Here is a 24994-nt window from a genome sequence, read left to right on the forward strand (position 1 = left end):
AACGGGTTATAGCACCTGTCTTGAAACAATCGCAAGATCAGAATGCGTGATACCGGCAATCACGCCGCGAATCATTTCGCATCGGGAAATAAATGGAGTGGAATTGCCGCCGTGCAGCATGCGAAACCGCAGCCGGGCGTGGGCGGCTTGGCGAGACGAAAAATCGGTTTAATTTACCGACACTCGCTTAGCCATACTCATCGAACGTGATGCAATCCGAATCAATCGGAAAATTTGACGCGATTCGATGAATGACGGAAGGCGCGGACTATTGCGCGCCATTTGACGATGTTGCTTCGCACGATCGCGCGCCGTTCAAACACGGGCGCATTGCCGGATATCCGCGCGTCGACGAAAAATGCGCCCCACCGATACGATGCCGACCACCGCGGCCGGCATCCGGCGAACGATCAACCGGCCTGCGCCGGGACGGCCTTCGACATCGCGACCGGTTGCGCGAACGTGGCCGACGCGAGGTGCGTGCGCGCATCGCGCGCCACGCGGTTGAACGCCATACGTTGCGCGCCCTTCAGCCTCGCCGCCTTGGCCGCGTGAACGAGTTCGATCGGATCGACGAGGCGGGCATGCCGGCGCACCTCGAAGTGCAGATGCGGGCCGGTCGCGGTCCCCGTGCTGCCGACCGCGCCGACACGCTGGCCGCGCATGACGCGCGCGCCGGTTCGCAGCGTCGGCTCGAACGCCGACAGGTGCGCGTAGTACGACGCGTAGCCGCCGTCATGCCGAATCACCACGTATTTGCCGTAGCCGCGCGGCTCGGTGCCGATGAACGTCACGACGCCGCGCTCCGACGCATGAACGGCGCGGCCTGCCGGCGCAGCCAGATCGACGCCCGAATGCACATGGCGCACGCCGGTGACCGGATGCACGCGTGTGCCGAAGCGCGAGCTGATGCGCTTCGCGTTGACCGGCATCGCAAACCGCGCGCCGGCGAGCGGCATGCCGTCGAAGTCGTAATAGGCGCCCGGCGCGCCCGCCTTCGGCGCGAACCACACGCCCGCGACGCGCTGGCCGCGAAAACGGACGTCGAGCGCCGTCACGCGCATGCGGCCAGGCCGCCCGGCGCTGTCGTCGCGTTCGAAGGCGACGCGGAAGGTATCGCCGGCCGCGGCGCGCTGCTTCGGATCGATGCGCCCGGCCAGCATGCGGGTGATCTGCGCGGCGACGCCGGCCGGCAGATCGGCGCGCGCCAGCGACGCGCGCAGATTGCCGACGATCGCACCGGCGCGCGTGCCGCGATCCGGCTCCGCGAGCGTGAACGGCTCGGCCGATGCCAGATCGACGGCGCCCCGCTCGGCCGCCGGCTGCGCGTCCATCGCGGGCAACGCCGACGCCAGACCGTAATCGAACCGCGACGCATAGCCGCGTTCGACCGCGTCGCGCGCCGAATCGCACAGCACGCGGTAAGCCACGCACGCGCCGAATCGAACGGCGAGATCGTCGCGATCGGCGCCCGCCGACAGGCCCGACGCATGCGCGGCGTACGCGACGTCGAGCGGCACCGCCGCCGATGCGCGCAAGCCGCCCCACGTCGTCCGGGCGGGATTGAAAAAAGGCACGTCGACAAGGTCGGGCGTTGCAGCCGTCACGGGCGCAACGGGCGCCGCGGTGTGAGTCGCCTGTGCCACCATGCCGTGTGTGCCCGCCATGCAGGCCGTCACGACGGCACCGCGCAACAGCGCACGGCTAATCGGGAAACACGGGACACCGCGCCGGGCGGATTGACCTTGTTCGCGTGCGAGACGGAAACGCAGGTTCAACCGCATGACGTCGTCACTCGCTATCGAAGAAAAATCGGGAAAAGCCGGGTATCGCGGAAGAACGACCGTCACGATCCGGCAACCTGGAAGCGAGTGTATCGGCGCACGCAAAATGACCAAATAGGCCTTGTCCTATTTGGATGGACATACGCTTCGTACACGGACGAAATCGCAATTTCGCCGCGGCTCGTATTCGACCCCTTCATTCGCGCGAACCACCCGGCGCCGTGTACAGTCAAACGCTGCCGGCGGGTGAGCACAGCCACGCGCCGAACGATCTGTCTTCAACACCGGAATCCCGTCATGTTTCTCGAACATCTTCATCCGGAACGCTGGACGTTCCTGTGGAATGCATTGTCCACGCTCTCCATCAAGCTGGCCGCCGGCCTGGCGCTGCTCGTCGCCGGCTGGTGGCTGTCCAAACGCGTCGGCAACTGGCTGAACCGGCTGCTCTCGAACAAGGAGCGCGTCGACGACACGTTGCGGCCGATCCTGTGCGACGTCGCCGTGTGGGGCATCCGCATCGTCGCGATCGTCGGCGCGCTGTCGCAGCTCGGCATCGAAACCGCGAGCATCGTCGCGGTGCTCGGCGCGGCCGGCCTGGCGATCGGGCTCGCGCTGCAGGGCACGATGCAGAATATCGCCGCCGGCATCATGCTTCTGCTGCTGCGGCCGTTCAAGGTCGGCGACTACATCGACGGCGGCACGGGCGTCGCGGGCACCGTCGAAGAGGTCGGGCTCTTCATGACGCGCCTCACGAAGCCGGACGGCATCTGTGAGTACGTGCCGAACAGCGCGCTGTGGGGCAGCTCGATCCGCAACTACACGCGCAACCCGACGCGCCGCCTCGATCTCGAAGTGGAAGTGTCCGTGCATGACGATATCGATCGCGCGCTGGATGCACTGCACGCGCTGGCCGCGGCCGACCCCGACGTGCTGCAGGATCCCGCGCCGGACGTAATGGTGATGCGCTTCGACGACAGCACGGCCGTCGCGAACATGCGCGTGTGGACGCACACCGACAAGTTCTGGGCGATGCGCTGGCGCCTCGCGCGCCAGGTCCGCAAGACGCTCGCCGATGCGGATTGCGCGCTGCCGATCCGCACGCGCGAGCTGCACATCGTGCACGACGCGGAGCGCCGCGCGGACGGCGTGCGCATGCGCGTGTCGTAAGGCAGCGCGCCGCCCGCGACGTTACATCCTGACGATGTCGAGCAGCGCCTTCCTGCCGCTCCTTTACGTGAACTCCGACATCGCGCCGTGCTTCAGGTCGCCCGGCGGCGTGAAGCTCGTTTCCCCCGTCATGCCGCGATAGACTCTGGCCAGCATTGCGACCGGCGCCGTCGCGGGTTCGTCGAGCGCGTGCCGACGAAGCGGGCCGGCGTGTCGTCGATCCAGTCGAGGCTTGTGAACAGTACTGCCGGAGCGGCGGAGCGAAATGAAGTGATGTGATGTGATGCGAGTAAACGGGTCGCGGTGCAACGCCGCGATCCGATGACGTTCCGGCCTGGTGCATGGCATACCCGTCGCACGGATTCGACCCCGCCGATCCCCCTCGATTTTCCCGCGTCGCGCACCGTCATTCCGGAAACCCGGACGCACAAAAAACCCCACGAAAACAAGGATATTCGGCGTCTGCGACACAGTGTCCGAGTTCGGTTATATTACGCGCCCCTTGCCACCCCGCCCCCGCAAAACACGTCGCGCGCGGCCTCTTTCAACGCAGTCTGAAGCGCCGTCCGCTCGGGCTTGCCGTCAGGGCCCCGGCGCGTGGCGCACCGTCGCGACGCAGGCGCTTGCCTGCCCGCGGGAAGCCGATCCGAAGGTGTCCTTCCGAATGGCTTCCGTGCGCAAATGCAACGGCGCGCGGCGCCGATCCGGAATTCCGGATTCGCGATCCGGATCTCCGGACCCGCATTTCAGCGCCACGGAACCGCGCCGGGCGGCATGGCAAACCGATGCATTCAAGTTGAAAAAGGGATCTCTGCTGTGATCAAAACGTTACGGGTAATACTGTCGGCGCTCGCGCTGTGCGTCGCGACATCGTCCGCGCACGCCGCCGACACGAAGAAAGTCGACGTCCTGCTGGTGGGCGGCGGCATCATGAGCTCGACGCTCGGCGTCTGGCTGCACGAACTCCAGCCGGACTGGTCGATGACGATGGTCGAGCGCCTCGACGGCGTCGCGCTGGAAAGCTCGAACGGCTGGAACAACGCCGGCACCGGCCACTCGGCGCTCGCCGAGCTGAACTACACGCCGGAAAAGGCGGACGGCAAGATCGACATCTCGAAGGCGATCGAGATCAACGAGTCGTTCCAGATCTCGCGCCAGTTCTGGGCGTGGCAGGTGAAGCAGGGCGTGCTGAAGAACCCGCGCGCGTTCATCAACTCGACGCCGCACATGAGCTTCGTGTGGGGCGACGACAACGTCCGCTTCCTGAAGAAGCGCTACGAAGCGCTGCAGGCGAGCCCGCTGTTCCGCGGGATGCAATATTCGGAAGACTACGACCAGATCAAGCAGTGGGTGCCGCTGATGATGGAAGGCCGCGACCGCAGCCAGAAGGTCGCGGCGACGTGGACGCCGATCGGCACCGACGTGAACTTCGGCGAGATCACGCGCCAGTTCGTCGGCTACCTGAAGACGCAGCCGAACTTCACGCTGTCGCTGTCGAGCGAAGTGCGCGAGATCTCGCGAAACGCCGACGGCACGTGGCACGTGTCGTGGGTCAAGCTGCACTCGGATGAGCCGCCGCAATCGGTCGACGCGAAGTTCGTGTTCATCGGCGCGGGCGGCGGTGCGCTGCACCTGCTGCAGGCGTCGGGCATCCCCGAAGCGAAGGACTACGGCGCATTCCCGGTCGGCGGCTCGTTCCTCGTGACCGATAACCCCGAGGTCGTGAAGCAGCACCTCGCGAAGGCCTACGGCAAGGCGTCGGTCGGCTCGCCGCCGATGTCGGTGCCGCACCTCGACACGCGGATCATCGACGGCAAGAAGATCATCCTGTTCGGGCCGTTCGCGACGTTCTCGACCAAGTTCCTGAAGAACGGCTCGTACTTCGACCTCGCGAAGAGCACCAACCTGCACAACGTCGCGCCGATGATGCGCGTGGGCGTCGACGAATTCCCGCTGGTGCAGTACCTCGCCGGCCAGCTGATGCTGTCCGACGACGATCGCTTCAACGCGCTGAAGGAGTACTTCCCGAACGCGAAGAAGGAAGACTGGCGCCTGTGGCAGGCCGGCCAGCGCGTGCAGATCATCAAGCGCGACCCGGTCAAGGGCGGCGTGCTGAAGCTCGGCACCGAGATCGTCGCGTCGCAGGACGGCAGCATCGCGGGCCTGCTCGGCGCGTCGCCGGGCGCGTCGACCGCCGCGCCGATCATGCTGAACCTGTTGAAGAAGGTGTTCAAGGACAAGGTCGCGACGCCCGAGTGGCAGCAGAAGATCCGCCAGATCGTGCCGAGCTACGGCACGAAGCTGAACGACAGCCCGGCGAAGGTCGTCGAGGAATGGACCTACACGAGCGACGTGCTGCAACTGTCGCCGCCGCCGAAGATCGACCTCGGCGCGCCGTCGCAGGCGACCGGCACCGCGCCGGCCCGCCCGGCGAAGGCGTCCGCCGACATGGCGCTGTAACGCGCGCGACGCCGCGCATAACCCGCGCAGAGCCTGCGCGGCACCCGCGGCGCGCATTACGCCGCCCGACACGGCCGCCCTCTCCGGGGCGGCCGTTTTTCCTGGCGCGCGCCGGGCGCAGGCACCGGCTTCCGCTAGAATTGCGGCACGCGCGACCCCGTCGCCGCCCGATCCATCACCCGCATCGACACAACCCGAGCGACCGCCGGTGCGGCCCGCGCCCGAGCCGCGCGGGCGCCGCCCGCCGTGGCCGCGCCCGGCCGGGCGCGCCATCAACCGAATTCAGCTGGAGAAAGACCGTGTTTACCTGCCGAAACCAGAGCTGCGGCACGCAGTGGGAGCAGTCCGACGTCGTCATCAAGGACGAAGGCCAGGGGCTGCTGTTCCGCTGCCCGCTGTGCGGCGCCCGCAACTATCTCGAACGCTTCGAGGACGACGAAGGCAACGTCGTCTACGAGCAGATGGAAGGCCGCCCCTACCTCGGAGACCTGTCTTGACCCAACCGACCGCCACGCCGTTCAGCGCGCTGCCGCTGACGCCCGCCACGCTCGCGAATCTCGCGCAGCTCGGCTATGTCGACATGACGCCGATCCAGGCCGCGAGCCTGCCGATCGCGCTGGCCGGCCAGGACCTGATCGCGCAGGCGAAGACGGGCAGCGGCAAGACCGCCGCGTTCTCGCTCGCGCTGCTCGCGCGTCTCGACGCGCGCCGCTTCGACGTGCAGGCGATGATCCTGTGCCCGACCCGCGAGCTCGCCGACCAGGTCGCGCAGGAAGTGCGCCGCCTCGCGCGCGCCGAGGAGAACGTGAAGGTGCTGACGCTGTGCGGCGGCACGCCGATGCGTCCGCAGGCGCAGAGCCTCGAGCACGGCGCGCATATCGTCGTCGGCACGCCGGGCCGCATCATGGATCACCTCGATCGCGGCAACCTGAAGCTCGATGCGCTGAACACGCTGGTGCTCGACGAAGCCGACCGGATGCTCGACATGGGCTTCTTCGACGACATCGCGAAGGTCGCGCGCATGTGCCCGACGACGCGCCAGACGCTGCTGTTCTCCGCGACCTATCCGGACGGCATCGCGAAGCTGAGCCAGCAGTTCCTGCGCAATCCGAAGGAAGTCAAGCTCGCGGAACGCCACGACGACAGCAAGATCCGCCAGCGCTTCTATGAAGTGACCGAGGACGAGCGGCTGCATGCGGTCGGCCAGCTGCTGAATCACTACCGGCCGGTGAGCACGATCGCGTTCTGCAACACCAAGCAGCAGTGCCGCGACCTGCTCGACGTGCTGCACGCGCAGGGCTTCCACGCGCTCGCGCTGCACGGCGAGCTCGACCAGCGCGAGCGCGACCAGGTGCTGATCCAGTTCGCGAACCGCAGTTGCTCGGTGCTGGTCGCGACCGACGTCGCCGCGCGCGGGCTCGACATCGCGCAGCTCGAAGCGGTGATCAACGTCGACGTGACGCCCGACCCCGAAGTGCACGTGCACCGCATCGGCCGCACGGGTCGCGCGGATCAGGACGGCTGGGCGCTGAGCCTCGCGAGCATGGACGAGATGGGCCGCGTCGGCGCGATCGAACAGGCGCAGAAGCGCGAGGTCGAATGGCATCCGCTCGCCGAACTGAAGCCGGCGGACGACAGCGTGCTGCTGCCGCCGATGGAAACGCTGCAGATCCTCGGCGGGCGCAAGGACAAGATCCGTCCGGGCGACGTGCTCGGCGCGCTGACCGGCGACGCCGGGTTCGACGGCAAGCAGATCGGCAAGATCAACGTGACCGAGTTCTCGACCTATGTCGCGATCGAGCGCGGCGTCGCGCGCGACGCGCTGCGCAAGCTCAATGCGGGGAAGATCAAGGGCAAGCGGGTCAAGGTCCGGCTGATGGACGACGAGTAAGCGGGCCGCGGCGCGGGCGGTCGCAGCACCGCCGCGCGCCGCCCCGTGCGTCACCCGAGTTCGGGATAGCCGTGCGCGGCGGCTTCCCGCTCGAACCGCGCAATCGTGTCGTAGTCGGCCGGCGACAGCCGGTCGAATCCCCTCAGCCGCAGCACACGCGCCCGCTCCGCATCGGCGGCGATCGCGCGATCGAGCGCATCCCGCAACGCGCCGACCTGCGTATCCGCCAGCGCCCGCGACGCGACGAACGGCAATCCCGGCGCGGGTGCGGTCGTGCCGATCACGCGAATATCCTCGAGCAGCCCGGGCAGCGCGTCGCGCACATACGCGAACGTCACGCAGTCGATCGCCGCGCAATCGGCTTCTCCCGACGCCAGCGCTCGCAGCACGTTCAGGTGCGAACCGAACGGCGTGACCGAGCCGAAGAACCGCCCGTCGTGCGCATGCGGCGCGACCGCGTGCCGGAATGCATTCATCCCGCTGTGCGAATCCTCGCCGTTGAAGGCCGCCCGCAACCCGCGGCAGGCGGCGAGCGTCGTCGCACCGCCCGCATGCACGCGCGCCGACACGACCAGCACGCTGCGGTAGCGCGCCCCGTCGCAGCCGTCCGCATCGAAAACGGGGGTCGCAATCAATCGCACGACGTCGCGCAAGCCGAGCATTCGGTACGGGTAGCCGCAGGTCTGCGACAGCAGCAGATCGTCGCGCCGCCACAGTGCCTGGAGGTCGTCGGGCGCGTCGGGCAGCGCGACGCCGGCCGGCCCGCCCGCGTTCGCGAACGCATCGAGCGCGTCGCGCAGCAGCGCGCGCCACAGCGCGGCGTGGCGCGGTGTCACGTTGTACATCGGCAGGACTGCAATCCAGGCGTTCATGCGGGCATTCTACGCATCGGCGGCGGTCAGGAAGCTTATGGGCCGCGACACGATAAGCAAATGCGAATCGATTGGTTGGCGAGGCCGCGCCGCCCCGGTACCGTTCGAAGGCCTGCCGGCGCCGCCGCCGTGCGATGCCGGGCCGGCCGACCGTGATCCGCGAGACACCAGCGCACCCGGGCCGAGCGCCCCGGTTCCATCGCTCGTTCCCCGCACTGCCCGATCCATCCGCCTCAACGCCATGGCCGAATACTTCGACGTCGACCACGCGCGCGCGATCGCCGCGCTCCACGCCCGCTTCACCGCCCGCACCGAGTGGCCGACCTGGCTGCTCGTCGTCGTGATCTACGGCGGCTGGCTCGCCGTGCTGCTGCTCGTGCGCGACGGGCACCTGTCGCGCGCCGCCGCGACGCCGCCGCTGATCCTGCTCGGCGCGTGGCACCTGTCGCTGCAGCACGAGCTGCTGCATGGCCATCCGACACGTTCCGCCCTGGTGAACAAGCTGCTCGGCTATCCGCCGCTGACGGTCTGGTATCCGTACACGCTGTATCGCGACACGCATCTCGAGCATCATCGCGACGAAGACCTGACCGTGCCGGGCGTCGATCCCGAAACGAACTACGTGACGCGTGAACGCTGGGCGCGGCTGCCGCGCTGGCGCCGGGCGCTGACGGTCGCGCGCAAGACTTTCCTCGGACGCCTCGTCGTCGGGCCGCCGCTCGCCATCGCCACGACGTTCCGCGACGCGTTCGCCGCGTTCCGGCGCGGCGACTTCCGTTATCTGCCAATGTGGTTGACTCACGTCGCCTGCGTGGCCGCGCTGCTCGCGTGGCTGCACTGGGCGATCGGCGTGCCGTGGTGGTACTACCTGCTGGCCGTCACGTGGCCCGCGCTGTCGCTCGCGATGATCCGCTCGCTGTACGAGCACCGCGCCGCGCCGCATCCGAAGGCGCGCATCACGATCAACGAAGCCGGCTTCGCGATGCGGCTGCTGTACCTGAACAACAACTATCATCTCGTCCATCACGACCTGCCGAAGCTGCCGTGGTACGACCTGCCGCGTGCGTACCGGATGCGGCGCGACGCGTATGCGGAGAAATGCGGCGGCTTCGTGATCCGCGGCGGGTATCGCGCGCTGCTCGCGCGCCATGCGTGGACGCCGACCGATTCGCCCGTTCATCCGTTCGACGAGGGCACGGCATCGCTGTCGACGGGCAGCGGGATCAAGGTGGCGGTGGTCGACAGGGTGCTGCAGATCAGTACGTGATGTCGGCCCGCGCGTTTCGGCACCCATCCTTACGAAAAGCCGACAGCGCGGTTCGCCGCCCGTGAATTGCCAATTGCGTCGGCAATGCCCAGAATGGCCGCTCATCCGGCGCTTCCGACGACCATTCGCCCGGCTCCGCCGCACGGCCGCGCGCCGCATTTCCCCGACGACGATGCAACCGAACTCCCCACCCGGCGCGATCCGCGCAATCGGCAACGACTGGTCCGTTTCCGCGATCACCGCGGGTTTTCTCGCGGTCCTGATTTCATACGCGGGCCCGCTCGCGATCTTCTTCCAGGCGTCGCAGGCCGCGCATGCGTCCAACGACATGGTGTCGTCATGGGTCTGGGCGATCTCGATCGGCGCCGGTGCATCGGGCCTGTTCGCGAGCTGGAAGCTAAAGGTGCCGGTCGTCACCGCATGGTCGGCGCCCGGCACCGCGCTGCTCGTCGGCCTGTTTCCGCAACTGACGCTCAACCAGGCCGTCGGCGCGTACATCACGGCCGCGCTGATCATCCTCGTCATCGGCATCACCGGCTATTTCGACCGGCTCGTGCGCCACATCCCGCGCGGCATCGCCTGCGGCATGATGGCCGGCATCCTGCTGCCGTTCGGCATGCATGCGTTCTCCGCGGCGACCGCGCAGCCGCTGCTCGGTTTCGGGATGATCGCGGCCTACGTGATCTTCAGGCGCCTGCTGCCGCGCTACAGCATCGTGCTCGTGCTGCTCGCCGGCGCCGCACTCGCGACGCTGCTCGGGATGACGCATCTCGGCAACGTGTCGCCGAGCCTCGCGCGGCCGATCTTCATCGCCCCCGAATGGACGCTCGGCACGACGCTCAGCCTCGCGCTGCCGCTCGTCGTCGTCAGCCTCACGGGCCAGTTCCTGCCGGGAATGACGATCCTTCGTGTTTCGGGCTATCACACCAGCGCACGGCCGATCATCACGGCGACCAGCGTGATGTCGCTGGTCGTCGCATGCTTTGGCGGAATCACGATCGTGCTCGCGGCGATCACCGCGGCGCTGTGCACCGGCAAGGACGCGCACGAAGATCCGGACCGGCGCTATATCGCGGGCATCGCGAACGGCGTGATCTATCTGATCGGCGGACTCTTCGCGGGGACGATCGTCACGCTGTTCTTCGCGCTGCCGAAGGCGTTCGTCGCGATTCTGGCAGGACTCGCGTTGATCGGCGCGATCAGCGCGATCAGCGCGAACGTACACGGCATCTTCGAGGACGAAAACCACCGCGAAGCGTCCGTGATCACGTTCCTCGCGACCGCGTCGGGGATGACGTGGCTCGGGCTCGGGTCCGCGTTCTGGGGGATCGTGATCGGGTCGGCGGCGTATGTGGTGTTGAACAGGGTGCGGCAGCCTGCATGATGTGCACCCTGCGCGGCCACTTCCCTTACCGCGCCGGCTGGCGCACCAGTTGCGCGAGCGCATCGGCCAGCGTCGTCGTGCCGTAGGCCCGCTCGGACACATCGGCCTCGACATCGATCCGCCCCGCGTTATGCACGTCGTACAGATCGACGATCAGCTGTGCATGGCGTTCGCTGAGCCCGGCGCGCAGCAGCGTCGCGCTCCACGTGTCGCGCGGCAGTTCGTGCGCGACGATCGCGCGGCCGGCCGCCGCGCCCAACGTATCCGCGATCGCGGCCACGCTCACGCGCCGCGGCCCTTCGACGCTGACGATGCGCGGCCCGCGCCCGCCCTCCGGCGCATCGCGCAGCAGCCGCGCCGCAACGACGCCGACATCGGGCGCCCAGACCGTCGGAAACACCTTGCCGACCGGATGGTGGAAGCTCGGCAGCACGCCGGTGCCGAGCGCGACCGGCAGCACGCGCGCCCAGTTCTGCAGATGCTCGGCCGAGCGCAGCAGCGTCAACTGCGTGGGGATCGTCTTCAACCGTTCCTCGAAGTCATGGAACAGGCGCGTGATACCCGTATTGCCTTCGAGCTCCGCGCCATAGTCCGACAACGCGAGCAGCGCGGGCGGCGGGTTCGCGGCGAGCGCGGCGGCCGCCACATCGATCGTCCGCGTCATCGTCGCGGCCGGATCGGCGTCGGTCGTCGGCACCGGACACAGTATCTGCACGGCCCGCGCGCCGTCGATCGCCGCGGCGATCGCGTTCGCGTCGGTCAGGTCCGCGATCGCGACATCGCAGCCGAGCTGCGCGAAACGGTCGCGGTGACGTGCGTCGCGCAGCACCGCGCGCACGGAATGGCCTGCGTTGCGCAAGGTCGTCACGGTCGACAGGCCGACGTTGCCGGATGCGCCGAAGATCACGAACACGGTTCGCTCCTGGGGGGGATGAAGGTGCTGTGATTGTCGGCACGCGCGGCCGGGAAGGCGCGCACGGGGGGATGAATCGAGCAGGAAAGGATGACGCGTTGAATGGCCGTAGCCATACGGGCTCTCCGATCCAAGCGCGTCAAAACCGGAGAAGGCGAATGCAGCAATTGTCCAACACGCTGTTGGACAATTGCCCTCGGATCAAATGCAGCGTCCGCGTACCGCTGTTGCGTTATGCGTCTCGCCCGCCCTCCAGCCGCAACCCACCCCGCATACCCGACCGCGCAATCTCCGTCGGCGTCGCACCGAGCACACGGTTCATCCAGCTCGCCATGTGGCTCTGATGCGCAAAGCCGGCTTCCAGCGCGATCTGGCTGATGCCGAGCCGGCCTTCGAGCAGCAGCGCCTTCGCGCGCTCCACCCGGCGCCGCACGACGTACTGGTGCACGGGCATCCCCAGCGTTTCGCGGAACAGCACCTTGAAATGCGGCACGCTGATCGACACGAGCGCCGCGAGCTCGGCCAGCGTCATGCGCCGGTCGAGATTCGCCTCGACATAGTCGATCACGCGCGCCGCCGCCTTCGGCGCCAGCGTGCGCCGACGTTCGCGAAACGCCGGCTGGCCGTCGACCAGCCGCGCGACGAGCGCGGTGCACAGGCTTTCCGCGTACAGCGGATCCGATGCGTCTTCCGCTTCGAGTTCGGCGGCCATCGCCCACGCGATGTGCTGCAGCCGAGGGTCGCGCACCTGCAGCCGCCGGCGGATCTGCGCGTGCGACGGCTTCAGTTCGAGCTGTTCGACCGTGCGCCGCACGAACGTATCGCCGAGCGCGATGTGCAGGATCCGGCAGTCGGCGCTGTCGGTCCACTGGCCGGGCAAGCCGGCCGGAATCACGTCGACGTCGCCATGCGCCTGGATGCGCGACACGCGCTCGCCGTCGCACACGCAGTCGGCGCGCACCGGCGCGCCGATATGCACGCCGATCCGGTGATGCTCGGCCGCCGGAATCCGGTACGTGCCGGCACGGATTTGCAGCAGCGACGCGCCGAAGCCGCGCCAGCCCCGCCCGCGGCTGGAGCGCAGGCTGACCGGAACGCCGTTGTCCGCCGGCGCGGCAAGAATCGGATCGCTCATTGATGGCCTCCACCAGATCAGGTGCCGAACGCACATTGTGACGCGTTTCGGGCCGGCGCGCCGGCCCTGCGTGGCCGCCGTCGAGTCGAGCAGAAAAAAGATCATCCGTTTCTGCTCGGGACGATCCTTGCGTGCGCGCCGGCAGGCGCCGCGAAGCCTACGATCGCCTCATCCGACACCTACGGAGCCCCGTCATGCCCCATGACTGCCCGCTACGCGCGGCGTTCATCGCGCCCTCGCCTTCCACCGCTCGCGCTTCATCCGCCCCCGGCTCCCGCCACCGCCGCACCGCCATCGCCGCGTGGTGCCTGCGCGTGGCCGGCTGGTACGGGCTCGAACGGCTGCTCGCGTCGATTCCCGACAGCAACGACGACTTCGCGCTCGTCTGACCGGCCGGTCGACACCCCGCCTACTTGCGCCGCCGCTCGTGCGGCGCGGCCGACGCCCCGTCGATCACCGGCGCGCCCTGCTTGATCAGGAAGTCGCGGAACAGCCCCGTCACCTGCGAGATCCGCCGGTCGGCGAGCGTCACCACATACCATTCGCGCTCGATCGGGTTGCCCGGAAACGGCAGTTGCCCGAGCAGGCCCGTGCGCAATTCAAGCGCGCACGCGTGCAACGACAGGAATGCGACGCCGAGCCCCGCTTCGGCCATCTGCTTGATCGCCTCGTTGCTCGACAGTTCGGAGCCCACATGAAAGCGGTAGCCCGCGTTCTTGAACAGGCTCTCGACGGTCGAGCGCGTGCCCGCGCCGCGTTCGCGCACGAGCAGGTGCGCGGATTCGAGATCCTTCAGCGCGACGCGCTTGCGCTGCATCAGCGGATGGCCGGGCGCCGCGACGAACACCATCGGATGCTTCGCGAATTCGACCGCGTGCGTACGCAGCTCCTTCGGCGCGCTGCCCATCACCGCGAGATCGATTTCATGCGTCGCGAGCATGCGGATGATGTCGTCGCGGTTGCCGACCTTGAAATACGTCTTCACGTGCGGGCGCGTCGCGGTGAATTTGACGAGCAGCGGCGGGATCAGGTATTCGGCCGTCGTGATCGCGCCGATCCGCAGCGTGCCGCCGAGATCGCCCGTCAGCGCGGCCACTTCGTCGCCGGCCTCGCTCCACAGATGCAGGATCTCGCGCGCGTAGCGCGCCACGATCTCGCCCGCCGCGGTCAATTGCACGCCGCGCCCCACCCGCTGCAGCAACGCGGCGCCCACGGCCTCCTCGAGCAGGCGAACCTGCAGCGACACGGCCGGCTGCGTCAGGTTCAGTTCCTCGGCCGCGCGCGACACGCTGCCGAGCCGCGCGATCATGTCCAGCGCCTTCAACTGCCGGAACGTCGCGGTCTTTCCTATAAGTGAATACATATGAGTCGCTTATAAACATTAAATTGTTCGACTGGGTACGAAACTATATCGTCGGTTCTTGAGCAATGTCATGCGAATCGTCATTCAGCGGGAGCCCACCATGGACAACACCACGCCCAACCTTGCAACGGACCGCGCACCGCGCCTGCCGCGGATCGTGATCGTCGGCGGCGGCGCCGGCGGCCTGCAGCTCGCCACGCGTCTCGGCGATACGGTCGGACGCCGCGGGCAAGCCGAAGTCGTGCTCGTCGACCGCTATCCGACGCACTTCTGGAAGCCGCTGTTGCATGAAGCCGCGTCGGGCCATCGCGATCCGGCTTCCCACACGATCGAATACGCGGCGCAGGCGAAGCGCCACGGCTTTCGCTTCGTGCAGGGCGCGCTGCAGCGGGTCGACCGCGCGGCACGCACGGCGACGATCGCGGCCGTGCAGGATGCGGACGGCAGGGAAATCCTGCCGCAGCGGACGCTCGACTATGACGATCTCGTGCTGGCGGTCGGCAGCGTGACGAATTTCTTCAACGTGCCGGGCGCCGAGCGCCATGCGCTGCCGCTCGAAAACCTCGACCAGGCCGAGGATTTCCGCCGCAAGTTCCTCGCTGCGTGCACGAAGGCGAACCATCGGGCCGAGCAGCAGCCCGCGCGGCGCGCGGCGCCGATCTGCATCAACGTGATCGGCGCGGGCGCGACCGGCGTCGAGCTGGCCGCCGCGCTGCGGCACGCGATCCAGCAACTGACGACGTACCGCTTCAAGGCGCTGGTATCCGCGCGCGACGTGCACATCCGGCTGATCGAAGGCGGCCCGCGCATCCTGCCGGCGCTCGACGAACGGTTGTCCGGCAAGATGCACGCGCAGCTTCGCGCGCTGAACGTCGACGTGCTGACCGATACGCGCGTGGCGGAAGTCGGCGCGGATGCCGTGACGACCGCGACCGGCGAACGCCTCGCGAGCGACATCACGATCTGGGCGGCCGGCGTCGCCGGGCCCGCGATGCTGCGGGACATCGGCGACATCGCGCTCAACCGGTCGAACCAGGTGATCGTGACCGACACGCTGCAGACGCCCGACGATCCGCACGTGTACGCGTTCGGCGACTGCGCCGCGTGCCCGTCGACCGGTGCGGGCGGGTTCCTGCCGCCGCGCGCGCAGGTCGCGCACCAGCAGGCCGTGTATCTGGTCAATGCATTCGCGCGCCGCGTCGCCGGCAAGCCGGTAGCCGGCTTCACGTTCCGCGATGCGGGCACCGTCGTGTCGCTCGGGCACGCGGGCGCCGTGTACCAGGCGGGCATCGGCGTGCGCTCGCGCTCGCTGATCGTCGACGGGCTGGCGGCGATCGGGCTGTACAAGTTCCTGTATCGCAAGCACCTGTTCAACGTGGTGGGCATGAAGCGCGCGCTGTTCCAGTCGCTGAGCCACTGGCTGCAAAGCCGTCACCAGCCGTCGATCAAGTTGCACTGAGCAACGACTCACACACGGCATCGCAACACGGCATATCGCGTGGCCATCGCTCGATATGCCGTTTTTCCCGATGCATATGCGTAATTCGTCCGCAATGTGCGCCACGCTGGTGCATCGTGTTGAAGGCCACCCATACGATGCCATTCCGGCGGGACTTGCCGCGCGACACGCATCCCGCGCCCGCGCTGGCTGGCCGCCCCATTCATTAGTCGAATCGTATGAGTCGGCTAAAAATATTAATTGGTCGCGTTTTCCGGATCGACGCTAAGGTGTGAGGCATTCCCGTCGGCGAACGGATCATCACGTTTCTGAAAAGGAATCACCGTGGTCATCGAAGCCATCGTCACCCGTCTCGACGCAGCATTCGCGCAGATCGAAGCAACACCGGATTCGCGCGAATCGCGCAACCAGCGCGACGCGATCATCCAGTGGCTCGACCGGGCATCGGAAGAAGGCTATCGACTCGGTCTCGTCACGACGCTGCCGGCCGCGCGGCTCAGCGACATGTTCGAAGGCCAGTTCGGCCGCGCGAACCTCGACCGCTTCTCGGTCGTCGTCACGGACGCGAATCGACAGGAGTCCGGATCGAATCAGCATCCGTTCGATGTCGCGCTGCAAGCGCTCGGCGTGCCGCCGGAGCGCGCGGTCGGGATCGCGAGCAGCGAGCCGGAACGCCGCGAGGCCGAGCATTTCGGGCTGTCGGGCTGCGTGAGCATCACCGATACGGTGCGCTCGATCGCATCGGCCGGGCTGCACTGAGCGCCGGCACACGGGCCGGCCGCGGCCGGCCGTCATCGCCGGTCCGGCGGCAATCGGGCGCTTGCCCGCCCGCATCCTGACATTCTGCTGTCAAAGTCGCTTGCAACACTTCGGGGTTCGATCACATCCCCGGAAACGGACGACGCGCATGCGCATCGTCCGATCCGTTGCCCGCCACGATGACACGCCCGACCCGCACCGCCGCCGCCCTCACGATTGCCTGCCTGTTGCTCGCCGCTTGCGGCGGGAATGACTCGACAGCGCCTGCCACGTCGGCCGACAACAACGGCACGGCGCCGGCCCCGCAGCCGCAGCCCACGCCGGCCCCGGCACCCGCGACCTACTACCAGACGAAGACGCCGTACCGTCCGCAACAGGACGCCGCGACGTACGAAGCGCCGCCGGCCGGCTACGCGCCCGTCTATACCGAACTCGTCGCCCGTCACGGCTCGCGCGGGCTGTCGGGCTTCAAGTACGACGGCGCGATCTACGCGATGCTGCTCAAGGCCGAGGCCGACGGCGCGCTGACCGCGCTCGGCGCGCAGCTCAAGGCCGACACATACACGATGATGAAGGCCAATGCGCTACTCGGCTATGGCGTGCAGGGCATCTCGACACCCGGGTACGGCAACCTCACGCAAGCCGGCATCCGCGAACATCAGCAACTCGCCGCGCGTCTCGCGCAGCGGCTGCCCGCGCTGTTCGCCGCCGGCAACCGGCAGGTGGTGGTGGTCAACTCGGGCCAGGATCGCGCGGTCGACAGTTCGACGTATTTCTCGGCGGCGCTCGTTGCCGCGCAGCCGGCACTGGCGTCGGCCATCACGCTGCCGGCCGCGCCGTCCGGCTATCCGGCGAGCGCGCCGGTCGCGCAGCCGGCCGGCACCAATCGTTTCCTGCTGTATTTCCACGCGTTGAAACCGGCCACCGATCTCGTGACCGACGCGAGCGATCCGTACTACGCGACCTATCAGGCGAGCCAGGCGTACCAGGCCTATGCAAACGACGCGACGGTGGCCGCGAAGCTGAAGGCGATCAAGGCCGCGCCGCAGGCGGCCGACGTCGCGCAAACGGTGCTGTCCGCACTCGTGTCGCCCGCCTTCATCGCGAAGCTCGGCGCCGACGGCTACACGTTCGCGAATACCGGCACCTATGCGTTCACGTCGACGGACGGCAAGTTCACCAACACGCTGAAGGGCGACGGCAAGACGAAGATCGCGACGGCCGTCGACGCAGTGAACGTGCTGTACAACCTGCTGCAGGTTGCGCCTGCCATGACCGCTGAAACCGGCGGCGTCACGATGGAGCAGTACATCGGTGCCGAGCAGGCGCAGTATCTCGCGTACCTGCAGGATGCCGAGGACTACTACCAGAAGGGCCCCGGCATCCAGGAAGCGAACCCCGTGACGTACCGGATGGCGAAGGGGCTGCAGGACGATTTCTTCGCCGAGGTCGACGCGATCGCGCGCGGCGACCTGACGCACGCCGCGAAGCTGCGCTTCACGCATGCGGAGGTCGTGATTCCGTTCGCGTCGATCATGAACCTGAAGAACGTGTTCGTGCCGACGCCTCAGGCGCAGACGTACACGTATGCGAACAACCCGTGGCGCGGCGATCAGGTATCGCCGATGGCCGCGAACATGCAGTGGGACGTCTATCGCAACGGGTCGCGGCTCATCGTGAAGATGCTGTACAACGAGCGCGAGACGGATTTCCAGGCCGCGTGCGACGGCGCGAAGATCGCGCCGGGCAGCCACTTCTACGACTACGCGGGGCTAAAGCAGTGTTACGGCTATCAGTGATGTGATGCGCGGGGACTTCTGGCCGGAACCGCACGTTGAGACCCGGACGGCGCGGACCGTCCGGACTTCGCTACCCGCCCCGCGTCCCGCTAGACCTTGCGCACGCCGTTCCGAAGCAGCGCCTGGTGCAGGAATGCCAGTTGTCCATCGTCCAGCACGCGCTTCGGTACCACGCGGAACATCACCGATGACTGATAAAGCAGGATCATCTGACGATCCTCGCTCCAGTGAATGAGATCCGCATAGTGAATTTCGTCGCGCGAAGTCGGCGTTTCGACCACGAAGCGGTCACCTTCGAAAATGACCGTGTAACGCTGATGAAGCGCCCTTTGCTGGTCGTAAATCTTGCGGCCTGCGCGCGGCATGATCAGGTGATTCAGAACGGGCACGCCGATCGCCACGACAGCCGCGATTCCCGCGGCCATCCAGACATGGCGCCATTCCGGAAAATGTCCGCTTGCTACCCGGACACCGCCGACCAGCAGCACGACGTACACGATCGCAAGAGTCGCAAACGACTTGAGCAGGGCTTTCCCGTTGTACCTGCGCCAAAGATTCAGGCGGTATGCGTGGACGAGATCATCCGCGGTTATTTGAAAAACGACTTCGGTATCGCTCGTGGGCATGGGCGGGCTCGGAATGTTCTCTGGTTCCTGGATTTGCTGTGGATGCTTCACCGCGGGCTGCGCGATCCAGACGGCCGGCAGTGCACGCGCACGGTGACGTGCAAACGAAGCCGCGCGATATCGCCGGCCGGTCGATGCACGGCGACAATATACCTGCGTGGAATGACGTCCACGCGGGGCGCAGCCGCGGCAGTGGCGCAGCCGGCGGCCGGCGCGGGCGGCTGAGCGATCCTGTCGGGACGAACTCGCATCGGCTCGCACGGTCGAACGAGCATCGTCGGAGAGTCCCCATGAAACGCGTCGCCCTTGCCGCTGCCCTGACCCTGTTTACCGCCATCAGCGCGCCGGCCATCGCCGGTACGCCCTCCGGGGCCGTCGCGCCGGCTCCGGCTGCGGCTCACGCATACGCGAAGAATTGCGTGCCGTCGCGGGATGCCGCGCAAGGCGCCCGTTCCCCCTCCAGCGCACCGCCGATCCGCGTCTGCGTCGGCGATTCCGACACGCAGCTGAACCTGCCGTGGTTCCTGACCGATGTCCTTACCGCCGTGGACACGCATCAGTCACCGAGCGGCCTGCTCCACAAGATGCGCGAAGATTTCTGAATCCCGGCCGGCCCCGCCTCGTTCATGGCTCGTCGGGCCGCTCCAGCACCTCGATGAACGTGCCGACGATGCCGCGCCACATCGCCGGGTCGGCGATGCGCGCCAGCAACCGCCGCAATTCGCGTCGTTCGTCGTTCGACAGCACGCCGTGCGCGCCGCGGATGCTGTCGTAGCTCGGCGTACCGCGCGACGCGAGTGCGCGATCGAGCGAATAGTCGCGGGTCTCTCCGTCCACAGAAATCCGGATCCACAGCGAACCGCCGTCCGCCACGGCGGCGCCATCGGTCACGACGACCGTGGGTGCGGCATTTTCTTCCATCACAACGCTCCGGTTTGACGCGCTGGCGGCAGACTGCCGGCCACGGCGTCACATTGAAATGTTTCTTTTTGAGACACAATCACAAAACCGCGCCAATTTTTAGACAATAATATTTCGTAATGGCGCGCCGCATCTTATACTGGCCGCGCACCATCCTCGTGCCAAGAGACGGTGTCTTTTGTCCCGGCCGCACACACTGTGCGGCCGGGGCTTTTTTCGGTACGCTGCGTCGATATACATGCTTGATGCGCGCATGTTATTGAGCAATGCTGCCAGATGAATGGCCGATCGCGACAGGCTCACCCGATGCCGTCGCGACGGCCAAATCGATCGGCGTCCCGAAACCGGCGCGCGAAGCCGCATGGCCGGCATCAGGCATGCGGCATGCGCGCCGTTCGCGCATCGACCAGTTCGACTTGCCACGCCATGCGTACAACATCAAAGGCAATCGCACGACTGTGGGCGCTCACGCCCGGCTCGAAGCCCCTTTTCCAGCGCAGCGGCGCGTGGCCGCGCGGCGTCTTTTTCGCCGCCGTGATCATCTGCGTGCTCGTGCCCGTGCTTGCGATCATGCTGGCCGACCGCTATGCGCGCGATGCCGTCACCGCGCACGAGCGTGTCGTGGCAAACGACATCGTGGCCTCCGTGGATCGCATTCTGGACGGCGTGCGCCTCCGACACGCGGACGAGTTGACCGCGCTCGTCGGACGGCCGTGCGCGACGGTGTTCCGGTCACTTGCCGAAGTGAGCACTCGCCTGCGCTATCTGCGTGCCGTCGCACTGGTGAGCGACGGTCGCGTCACATGCTCGTCGGCGCTCGGCTCGATCGACCTGCCGCTCGCCGCGTACGCGCGCGAACCCGAACCGGGATCGACGATCGTCACGCTGCTGCGTCAGACGCCGTTCCAGCATGGCGTTCCGGTGCTGTCCGCGTTCCGCGCCACCGCGCGCGGCGCGGGCGTCCTGTACCTGATCGAAGGCGACTACGTGGCCGACGCGCTCGCGCGCGGCGCCGGCAACGAAGCGGAAACGGCCACGCTGTCGATCGCGGGCTCGGGGCGTCTCGATCAGCACGGTGCGTTCGCGCCGGAAACGGATGCAGGCCCCGCGGGCGGCAGCACGATGGCCTCGCGGCGCTGGCCGTTCACGGTGTCGGTCGTCGCATCGGCGCGCTACGCGTCACAGGTCCAGCGCCACTACCGGCTGATCTGCGCGACGATCGTGCTGCTGGCCGACAGCCTCGTGATGGCCGCCTACCTGCTCGCGATGGCGCCGCGGCGGCTGCTGCTGAAAGCCGTGCGCCACGCGCTCAGGCGCAACGAGTTCCATGTGGTGTACCAGCCGATCGTCGACGTGCGGACGCGCAGGACGGTCGGCGTCGAGGCGCTGTTGCGCTGGCAGCATCCGAAGTGGGGGGCCATCAGCCCGGCCGCGTTCATCCCGCAGGTGGAATCGAGCCCCATGTTGCCGAAGATCACCGAATTCGTGCTGCGCACGGCCGTATCCGAACTGACCGCGCTGACGCCGTCCGCGCCGCTGCGCATCGCGGTAAACGTCGCGCCGCAGGACCTCGAGCGCGCGCGGTTCGTGGCCGTCGTCGAGGACGCGATTCGCGCGCTGCCGCCCGGCTTCACGCTGGTGCTCGAAGTCACCGAGCGCATCCTGCTCGAGAAGAACGCGCGCACCACCGAGATCTTCCATGCGCTGCGGTCGAAAGGCGCGAAGTTCGCGATCGACGATTTCGGCACGCATCACAGCAATCTCGACATGCTGTCGCGCTTTCCGTTCGACTACGTGAAGATCGATCGACAGTTCGTGTCGCAACTGGACGGCGGCAGCGCGAGGCTCATCGAGGGAATCGCGGCCGTCGCGCATCACTACGGCCTGAAGATCATCGCGGAAGGCGTGGAGACCGAGGCGCAGCATCGCGCGCTGCATGCGGTCGGGATCCAGTACGCGCAGGGGTACCTGTATCAGCGGCCGCTGCGCGCGGAAAACCTCGAGCGCGATTTCGCATGGGCGACCGCGTAGCGCCGCCGCGGCCGGCGACTACTGCGCGCCGTACTGACCGCCGAGGCGCACACGGTCCTGCTCGACCCATCCTTCGAAGTCGTCGCCGGTCTTGCCGTTCACGTACATGATGTCGTACCAGCGCCCGTGCGACTTGTAGACCGTCACCGAATCGCCGGGGACGATGAAAGTCCGCTTCGTGACGCACCGCGCGTCGGGCGCCGAATGGAAATACGCGCGCCCCATACCGACGACCGTGCCGGACGCCGGTGGCCGGAAGTTGTCGTCCGGGCCGCTCGTGGCCGCATCGAGCTTCCCGCAGTCCACCGTGCTCGTTGCGTGCGCGCCGTTCGCGCCGAGGCCCGCGCCGAGCGCCAGCATCGCGATGCCCATGCGCATCGTCATTTTCATCTGTTTCATTCGTTCTTTGCGCCGTCTCGTTTTTTCGTTTTGCCGGTTCGCGGCCGGCACACGCTCGATCCCGCGCGACCGTCGTCGCTTCCGGATGATACGACCGCCGTCGACATTCACAAAAACGGACCACCATGCCGAAACATGTCCTATAGTCAGTCAACAGACATCATTCGACAACGGGACGCATCGACGTCCACGGAGGAGACGTGAAGCTGAAACAGGCTATCGACCGCATTCCGGGCGGGCTCATGCTGGTCCCGATGCTGCTCGGCGCGTGCGTGCATACGTTCGCGCCGAACGCCGGCAAGTACTTCGGCTCGTTCACCAACGGCCTGATCGCCGGCACGGTGCCGATCCTCGCCGTATGGTTCTTCTGCATGGGCGCGACGATCAACCTGCGCGCAGCGGGCGTCGTGCTGCGCAAATCGGGCACGCTGCTCGCGACGAAGATCGTGGTCGCGTGGCTCGCGACGGTGATCGCCGCGCGGTTCATCCCCGACGACGGCATCCGCACCGGCCTGTTCGCGGGCCTGTCGCTGCTCGCGATCACGACCTCGATGGACATGACCAACGGCGGCCTCTACGCGGCCGTGATGCAGCAGTACGGCAGCAAGGAAGAGGCCGGCGCGTTCGTGCTGATGTCGATCGAATCGGGGCCGCTCGTCAGCATGCTGATTCTCGGCGCAGCCGGCGTCGCGGTGTTCGAGACGCGGCTCTTCGTCGGCGCGGTGCTGCCGTTCCTGATCGGCTTCACGCTCGGCAACCTCGATGTGGCGCTGCGCGAATTGTTCGGGCGCTGCGTGCATCCGCTGATCCCGTTTTTCGGTTTCGCGCTCGGCAACGGCATCGACCTGCACGTGATCGCGAAGAGCGGGCTGCCGGGCATCGCGCTCGGGCTCGCGGTGATCGTCGTGACGGGTGTACCGTTGATGCTGGCGGACAAGGTGATCGGCGGCGGTAACGGGACGGCCGGGCTGGCCGCGTCGTCGACAGCCGGCGCCGCGGTCGCGAACCCGGCGATCATCGGCGAGATGATCCCGAAGTTCAAGCCGATGGTGCCGGCGGCGACGGCGATCGTCGCGACCGCATGCCTCGTGACGGCGATTCTCGTGCCGATTCTGACGGCGATGTGGGCGAAGCGGGCGGCAAGGGCGGCGGGGGTGCCGGTGAGGGTCGCGGCGCCGGTCGGGAGCGGTGGGGCGATCGAGCATGAGGGGCATGTTTGAGCGGGGCCGGTTCGCGCTCGAACCGGCCAATTCAATGCGCACCCAACGGCGCGTCGCGCAACGGTTTCGCGTGCTTCTTCGAGCTACAGCGCCATCCCGCCGTCGATCGTCAGGCTCGAACCCGTCATGTAGCCCGATTCCGCACCGGCGAGCCACGCCACCAGCGATGCGATCTCGTCCCCACTGCCGGCGCGCTGCAGCGGAATCAACGGACGGATCTGGTCGAGATGATCGGCCGTCATGTCGGTCTCGACAGGCCCCGGCTGCACGTTGTTGACCGTAATGCCGCGCGGTGCGAGATCGACGGCGATGCCCTTGACCATCACGGCCACCGCGGCCTTCGTCATCGAATAGACGCTCGAACCCGGATGTCCGCTGCGCACGGCCGTATTGCTGCCGATCGTGACGATGCGGCCGCCGCGCGCGAGATGCGCAGCGCCGGCCTGGATGGCCAGGAATACGCCTCTCACGTTGACCGCGAGCATCCGGTCGAGATCGTCGACGCTCACGTCGGCCACGTCTCCCAGCTTCAGGATGCCCGCGTTGACCACGACGACGTCGAGCCGCCCGAAACGTTCGACTGCTTGTGCGACGGCCTGCCGGATTGCGTCCGCATCCGCGCTGTCGGCACGGATCGCCAGCGCGGCTCGCCCGCGCGCCTCGATCGCGGCCGCGGTCTCGTGCGCGCGCTCCGGCGCCGAGACATAGGTGAACGCGACATTCGCGCCGTCGGCCGCAAGCCGCCGCGCGATGGCCGCGCCGATCCCACGCGAGCCGCCAAACACGATCGCCGCCTTGTGCATACCCTCGGAATTGCCTGTCATGCTTCGCTCCTTAATGGACTGATCAGTCAATAACTTCCCACAAAAAAGCGCCGGCTCTCATGCCGGCGCGTTGCCCTGCCTGCATCGATATCAGTGCGCCCTGAGCCGGTCGGCCGCAAAGCCGGCGGTGGCGCGCAACGCCTGCGGCTTCGCGCCGGCGCGCGCACCGAGCTGGATCCCGTACATCGTCGTCAGGACGAAGTTCGCGGCCTCGCGCGCATCGAGCGCAGGGGCGATCTCGCCCACATCCTGCCCTTCACGAATGCGGGCGACGACCTGCCGATGTAGCATCGCACCGGCCTTCTCACGCAAGCCGACCAGTTCGGGATCGGCCGCGCCGAATTCGCAGATCGCATTGACCCCCATGCAACCGAGCACACGTTCGGCCGCGTTGACGGCGATCACGCCGAGCAGCAACGCCTCGATGCCCGCGAGCGCGGACGCCGGCGCCGTCAGGCGCGCGATGTGGCCCGACACGCTCTCCGACTGATAACGTTCAAGCGCTTCGACGTACAGCTTGCGCTTGTCACCGAACGCGTTATAGAGGCTCTGCCTGCCGATCTGCATTGCGCTCAGCAGGTCGTCAGTGGACGTCGCGGCGTAGCCCTTTTCCCAGAACACGCGCAGCGCGCGCTCCAGCACCTCGTCCCGATCGAATTCACGTGGTCTCACCATGGCGGCAGAATAGGCGTTATGGACACATCAGTCAATAATTCGACG

General features: G+C 67.4%; 23 protein-coding genes. 13 read left to right on the forward strand and 10 right to left on the reverse strand.

Going from position 1 to position 24994, the window contains the following annotated elements; all coding sequences use genetic code 11:
- Window positions 1-410: 410 nt before the first annotated feature.
- On the reverse strand, window positions 411-1784 hold the full coding sequence (locus C5F75_RS30420) for a M23 family metallopeptidase (protein WP_059574716.1): 1374 nt from the start codon (window positions 1782-1784) through the stop codon (window positions 411-413).
- 297 nt (window positions 1785-2081) lie between these two features.
- Here C5F75_RS30420 and C5F75_RS30425 point away from each other — a divergent pair, with 297 nt between their 5' ends.
- From C5F75_RS30425 to dbpA, 4 genes are all read left to right on the forward strand, one after another.
- On the forward strand, window positions 2082-2951 hold the full coding sequence (locus C5F75_RS30425) for a mechanosensitive ion channel family protein (RefSeq protein ID WP_059574718.1): 870 nt from the start codon (window positions 2082-2084) through the stop codon (window positions 2949-2951).
- A 774-nt stretch (window positions 2952-3725) separates the two neighbouring features.
- On the forward strand, window positions 3726-5411 hold the full coding sequence (gene mqo, locus C5F75_RS30435) for a malate dehydrogenase (quinone) (RefSeq protein ID WP_226093842.1): 1686 nt from the start codon (window positions 3726-3728) through the stop codon (window positions 5409-5411).
- 299 nt (window positions 5412-5710) lie between these two features.
- Window positions 5711-5908, forward strand: a complete 198-nt coding sequence (locus C5F75_RS30440; RefSeq protein ID WP_006483193.1) for a hypothetical protein — start codon at window positions 5711-5713, stop codon at window positions 5906-5908.
- Window positions 5905-7302 carry an ATP-dependent RNA helicase DbpA gene (gene dbpA / locus C5F75_RS30445; protein ID WP_059574722.1) on the forward strand — a complete coding sequence of 466 codons (1398 nt, stop codon included), beginning with the start codon at window positions 5905-5907 and terminating at the stop codon, window positions 7300-7302. The genes C5F75_RS30440 and dbpA overlap by 4 nt, the downstream gene beginning before the upstream one ends.
- A 50-nt stretch (window positions 7303-7352) precedes the next feature.
- On the opposite strand, the gene C5F75_RS30450 is transcribed toward dbpA, so the two are convergent.
- Window positions 7353-8174 carry a phosphate/phosphite/phosphonate ABC transporter substrate-binding protein gene (locus C5F75_RS30450; RefSeq protein ID WP_059574724.1) on the reverse strand — a complete coding sequence of 274 codons (822 nt, stop codon included), beginning with the start codon at window positions 8172-8174 and terminating at the stop codon, window positions 7353-7355.
- A 241-nt stretch (window positions 8175-8415) separates the two neighbouring features.
- Here C5F75_RS30450 and C5F75_RS30460 point away from each other — a divergent pair, with 241 nt between their 5' ends.
- Together C5F75_RS30460 and C5F75_RS30465 are read left to right on the forward strand one after the other, a co-directional pair.
- Entirely contained in the window at window positions 8416-9441 is a 1026-nt protein-coding gene (locus C5F75_RS30460) for a fatty acid desaturase (RefSeq protein WP_059574726.1), read from the forward strand.
- Window positions 9442-9613: 172 nt separating this feature from the next.
- Complete coding sequence (locus tag C5F75_RS30465; protein WP_104013199.1) at window positions 9614-10825, forward strand: benzoate/H(+) symporter BenE family transporter; 1212 nt, start codon at window positions 9614-9616, stop codon at window positions 10823-10825.
- Window positions 10826-10850: 25 nt separating this feature from the next.
- Here C5F75_RS30465 and C5F75_RS30470 read toward each other — a convergent pair whose 3' ends face one another.
- Together C5F75_RS30470 and C5F75_RS30475 are read right to left on the reverse strand one after the other, a co-directional pair.
- Complete coding sequence (locus C5F75_RS30470) at window positions 10851-11738, reverse strand: NAD(P)H-binding protein (RefSeq protein ID WP_059574730.1); 888 nt, start codon at window positions 11736-11738, stop codon at window positions 10851-10853.
- 232 nt (window positions 11739-11970) lie between these two features.
- The gene (locus tag C5F75_RS30475; protein WP_059574732.1) at window positions 11971-12873 is read right to left on the reverse strand and encodes an AraC family transcriptional regulator; all 903 of its coding nucleotides are present in this window, start codon (window positions 12871-12873) and stop codon (window positions 11971-11973) included.
- 194 nt (window positions 12874-13067) lie between these two features.
- Here C5F75_RS30475 and C5F75_RS30480 point away from each other — a divergent pair, with 194 nt between their 5' ends.
- Window positions 13068-13262: a hypothetical protein gene (locus tag C5F75_RS30480; protein WP_059574734.1), complete on the forward strand. Its 195-nt coding sequence runs from the start codon at window positions 13068-13070 to the stop codon at window positions 13260-13262.
- 20 nt (window positions 13263-13282) lie between these two features.
- Here the strand turns inward: C5F75_RS30480 and C5F75_RS30485 are convergent, their stop codons facing one another.
- Window positions 13283-14236 carry a LysR family transcriptional regulator gene (locus tag C5F75_RS30485; RefSeq protein WP_059574736.1) on the reverse strand — a complete coding sequence of 318 codons (954 nt, stop codon included), beginning with the start codon at window positions 14234-14236 and terminating at the stop codon, window positions 13283-13285.
- Window positions 14237-14336: 100 nt separating this feature from the next.
- Between C5F75_RS30485 and C5F75_RS30490 the strand changes: the two genes are divergently transcribed.
- The 3 genes from C5F75_RS30490 (at window position 14337) to C5F75_RS30500 (ending at window position 18253) form a co-directional block, all read left to right on the forward strand.
- On the forward strand, window positions 14337-15695 hold the full coding sequence (locus C5F75_RS30490) for an NAD(P)/FAD-dependent oxidoreductase (protein WP_104013200.1): 1359 nt from the start codon (window positions 14337-14339) through the stop codon (window positions 15693-15695).
- Window positions 15696-16019: 324 nt separating this feature from the next.
- Window positions 16020-16454 (forward strand): HAD family hydrolase, encoded by a 435-nt coding sequence (locus tag C5F75_RS30495; RefSeq protein WP_104013201.1) that lies wholly within the window; start codon window positions 16020-16022, stop codon window positions 16452-16454.
- Between the two features lie 179 nt (window positions 16455-16633).
- The gene (locus C5F75_RS30500; protein WP_104013202.1) at window positions 16634-18253 is read left to right on the forward strand and encodes a histidine-type phosphatase; all 1620 of its coding nucleotides are present in this window, start codon (window positions 16634-16636) and stop codon (window positions 18251-18253) included.
- Between the two features lie 89 nt (window positions 18254-18342).
- On the opposite strand, the gene C5F75_RS30505 is transcribed toward C5F75_RS30500, so the two are convergent.
- Window positions 18343-18879, reverse strand: a complete 537-nt coding sequence (locus C5F75_RS30505) for a YcxB family protein (RefSeq protein WP_104013203.1) — start codon at window positions 18877-18879, stop codon at window positions 18343-18345.
- A 290-nt stretch (window positions 18880-19169) separates the two neighbouring features.
- Between C5F75_RS30505 and C5F75_RS30510 the strand changes: the two genes are divergently transcribed.
- Complete coding sequence (locus C5F75_RS30510; protein ID WP_059574747.1) at window positions 19170-19481, forward strand: hypothetical protein; 312 nt, start codon at window positions 19170-19172, stop codon at window positions 19479-19481.
- 22 nt (window positions 19482-19503) lie between these two features.
- Here C5F75_RS30510 and C5F75_RS30515 read toward each other — a convergent pair whose 3' ends face one another.
- Window positions 19504-19800 carry a hypothetical protein gene (locus tag C5F75_RS30515; RefSeq protein WP_059574748.1) on the reverse strand — a complete coding sequence of 99 codons (297 nt, stop codon included), beginning with the start codon at window positions 19798-19800 and terminating at the stop codon, window positions 19504-19506.
- A gap of 426 nt (window positions 19801-20226) precedes the next feature.
- Here C5F75_RS30515 and C5F75_RS30520 point away from each other — a divergent pair, with 426 nt between their 5' ends.
- Window positions 20227-21831: an EAL domain-containing protein gene (locus C5F75_RS30520; protein WP_104013204.1), complete on the forward strand. Its 1605-nt coding sequence runs from the start codon at window positions 20227-20229 to the stop codon at window positions 21829-21831.
- Window positions 21832-21849: 18 nt separating this feature from the next.
- On the opposite strand, the gene C5F75_RS30525 is transcribed toward C5F75_RS30520, so the two are convergent.
- Window positions 21850-22221 carry an SH3 domain-containing protein gene (locus C5F75_RS30525; protein ID WP_104013279.1) on the reverse strand — a complete coding sequence of 124 codons (372 nt, stop codon included), beginning with the start codon at window positions 22219-22221 and terminating at the stop codon, window positions 21850-21852.
- Between the two features lie 209 nt (window positions 22222-22430).
- Between C5F75_RS30525 and kdgT the strand changes: the two genes are divergently transcribed.
- Window positions 22431-23450, forward strand: a complete 1020-nt coding sequence (gene kdgT / locus C5F75_RS30530; protein WP_104013205.1) for a 2-keto-3-deoxygluconate transporter — start codon at window positions 22431-22433, stop codon at window positions 23448-23450.
- Window positions 23451-23533: 83 nt separating this feature from the next.
- On the opposite strand, the gene C5F75_RS30535 is transcribed toward kdgT, so the two are convergent.
- Window positions 23534-24274 (reverse strand): 3-oxoacyl-ACP reductase family protein, encoded by a 741-nt coding sequence (locus C5F75_RS30535; RefSeq protein ID WP_181035496.1) that lies wholly within the window; start codon window positions 24272-24274, stop codon window positions 23534-23536.
- A 90-nt stretch (window positions 24275-24364) separates the two neighbouring features.
- Window positions 24365-24949 carry a TetR/AcrR family transcriptional regulator gene (locus tag C5F75_RS30540; RefSeq protein ID WP_104013206.1) on the reverse strand — a complete coding sequence of 195 codons (585 nt, stop codon included), beginning with the start codon at window positions 24947-24949 and terminating at the stop codon, window positions 24365-24367.
- Window positions 24950-24994 lie beyond the last annotated feature (45 nt).

Origin of the sequence: Burkholderia anthinoferrum, from assembly GCF_002925705.1 — a bacterium.
Taxonomy (GTDB): domain Bacteria; phylum Pseudomonadota; class Gammaproteobacteria; order Burkholderiales; family Burkholderiaceae; genus Burkholderia; species Burkholderia semiarida.

What these genes read in the sequence shown, in the direction of transcription:
- C5F75_RS30505 (WP_104013203.1), bottom strand. Translation starts at nt 18,879, where the DNA reads ATGCCCACGAGCGATACCGAAGTCGTTTTTCAAATAACCGCGGATGAT.
- mqo (WP_226093842.1), top strand. Translation starts at nt 3,726, where the DNA reads ATGGCAAACCGATGCATTCAAGTTGAAAAAGGGATCTCTGCTGTGATC.
- C5F75_RS30510 (WP_059574747.1), top strand. Translation starts at nt 19,170, where the DNA reads ATGAAACGCGTCGCCCTTGCCGCTGCCCTGACCCTGTTTACCGCCATC.
- C5F75_RS30450 (WP_059574724.1), bottom strand. Translation starts at nt 8,174, where the DNA reads ATGAACGCCTGGATTGCAGTCCTGCCGATGTACAACGTGACACCGCGC.
- C5F75_RS30460 (WP_059574726.1), top strand. Translation starts at nt 8,416, where the DNA reads ATGGCCGAATACTTCGACGTCGACCACGCGCGCGCGATCGCCGCGCTC.
- C5F75_RS30480 (WP_059574734.1), top strand. Translation starts at nt 13,068, where the DNA reads ATGCCCCATGACTGCCCGCTACGCGCGGCGTTCATCGCGCCCTCGCCT.
- C5F75_RS30520 (WP_104013204.1), top strand. Translation starts at nt 20,227, where the DNA reads ATGCGTACAACATCAAAGGCAATCGCACGACTGTGGGCGCTCACGCCC.
- C5F75_RS30475 (WP_059574732.1), bottom strand. Translation starts at nt 12,873, where the DNA reads ATGAGCGATCCGATTCTTGCCGCGCCGGCGGACAACGGCGTTCCGGTC.
- C5F75_RS30535 (WP_181035496.1), bottom strand. Translation starts at nt 24,274, where the DNA reads ATGACAGGCAATTCCGAGGGTATGCACAAGGCGGCGATCGTGTTTGGC.
- C5F75_RS30490 (WP_104013200.1), top strand. Translation starts at nt 14,337, where the DNA reads ATGGACAACACCACGCCCAACCTTGCAACGGACCGCGCACCGCGCCTG.
- C5F75_RS30540 (WP_104013206.1), bottom strand. Translation starts at nt 24,949, where the DNA reads ATGGTGAGACCACGTGAATTCGATCGGGACGAGGTGCTGGAGCGCGCG.
- C5F75_RS30515 (WP_059574748.1), bottom strand. Translation starts at nt 19,800, where the DNA reads ATGGAAGAAAATGCCGCACCCACGGTCGTCGTGACCGATGGCGCCGCC.
- C5F75_RS30420 (WP_059574716.1), bottom strand. Translation starts at nt 1,784, where the DNA reads ATGCGGTTGAACCTGCGTTTCCGTCTCGCACGCGAACAAGGTCAATCC.
- C5F75_RS30425 (WP_059574718.1), top strand. Translation starts at nt 2,082, where the DNA reads ATGTTTCTCGAACATCTTCATCCGGAACGCTGGACGTTCCTGTGGAAT.
- C5F75_RS30525 (WP_104013279.1), bottom strand. Translation starts at nt 22,221, where the DNA reads ATGAAAATGACGATGCGCATGGGCATCGCGATGCTGGCGCTCGGCGCG.
- C5F75_RS30500 (WP_104013202.1), top strand. Translation starts at nt 16,634, where the DNA reads ATGACACGCCCGACCCGCACCGCCGCCGCCCTCACGATTGCCTGCCTG.
- C5F75_RS30485 (WP_059574736.1), bottom strand. Translation starts at nt 14,236, where the DNA reads ATGTATTCACTTATAGGAAAGACCGCGACGTTCCGGCAGTTGAAGGCG.
- C5F75_RS30465 (WP_104013199.1), top strand. Translation starts at nt 9,614, where the DNA reads ATGCAACCGAACTCCCCACCCGGCGCGATCCGCGCAATCGGCAACGAC.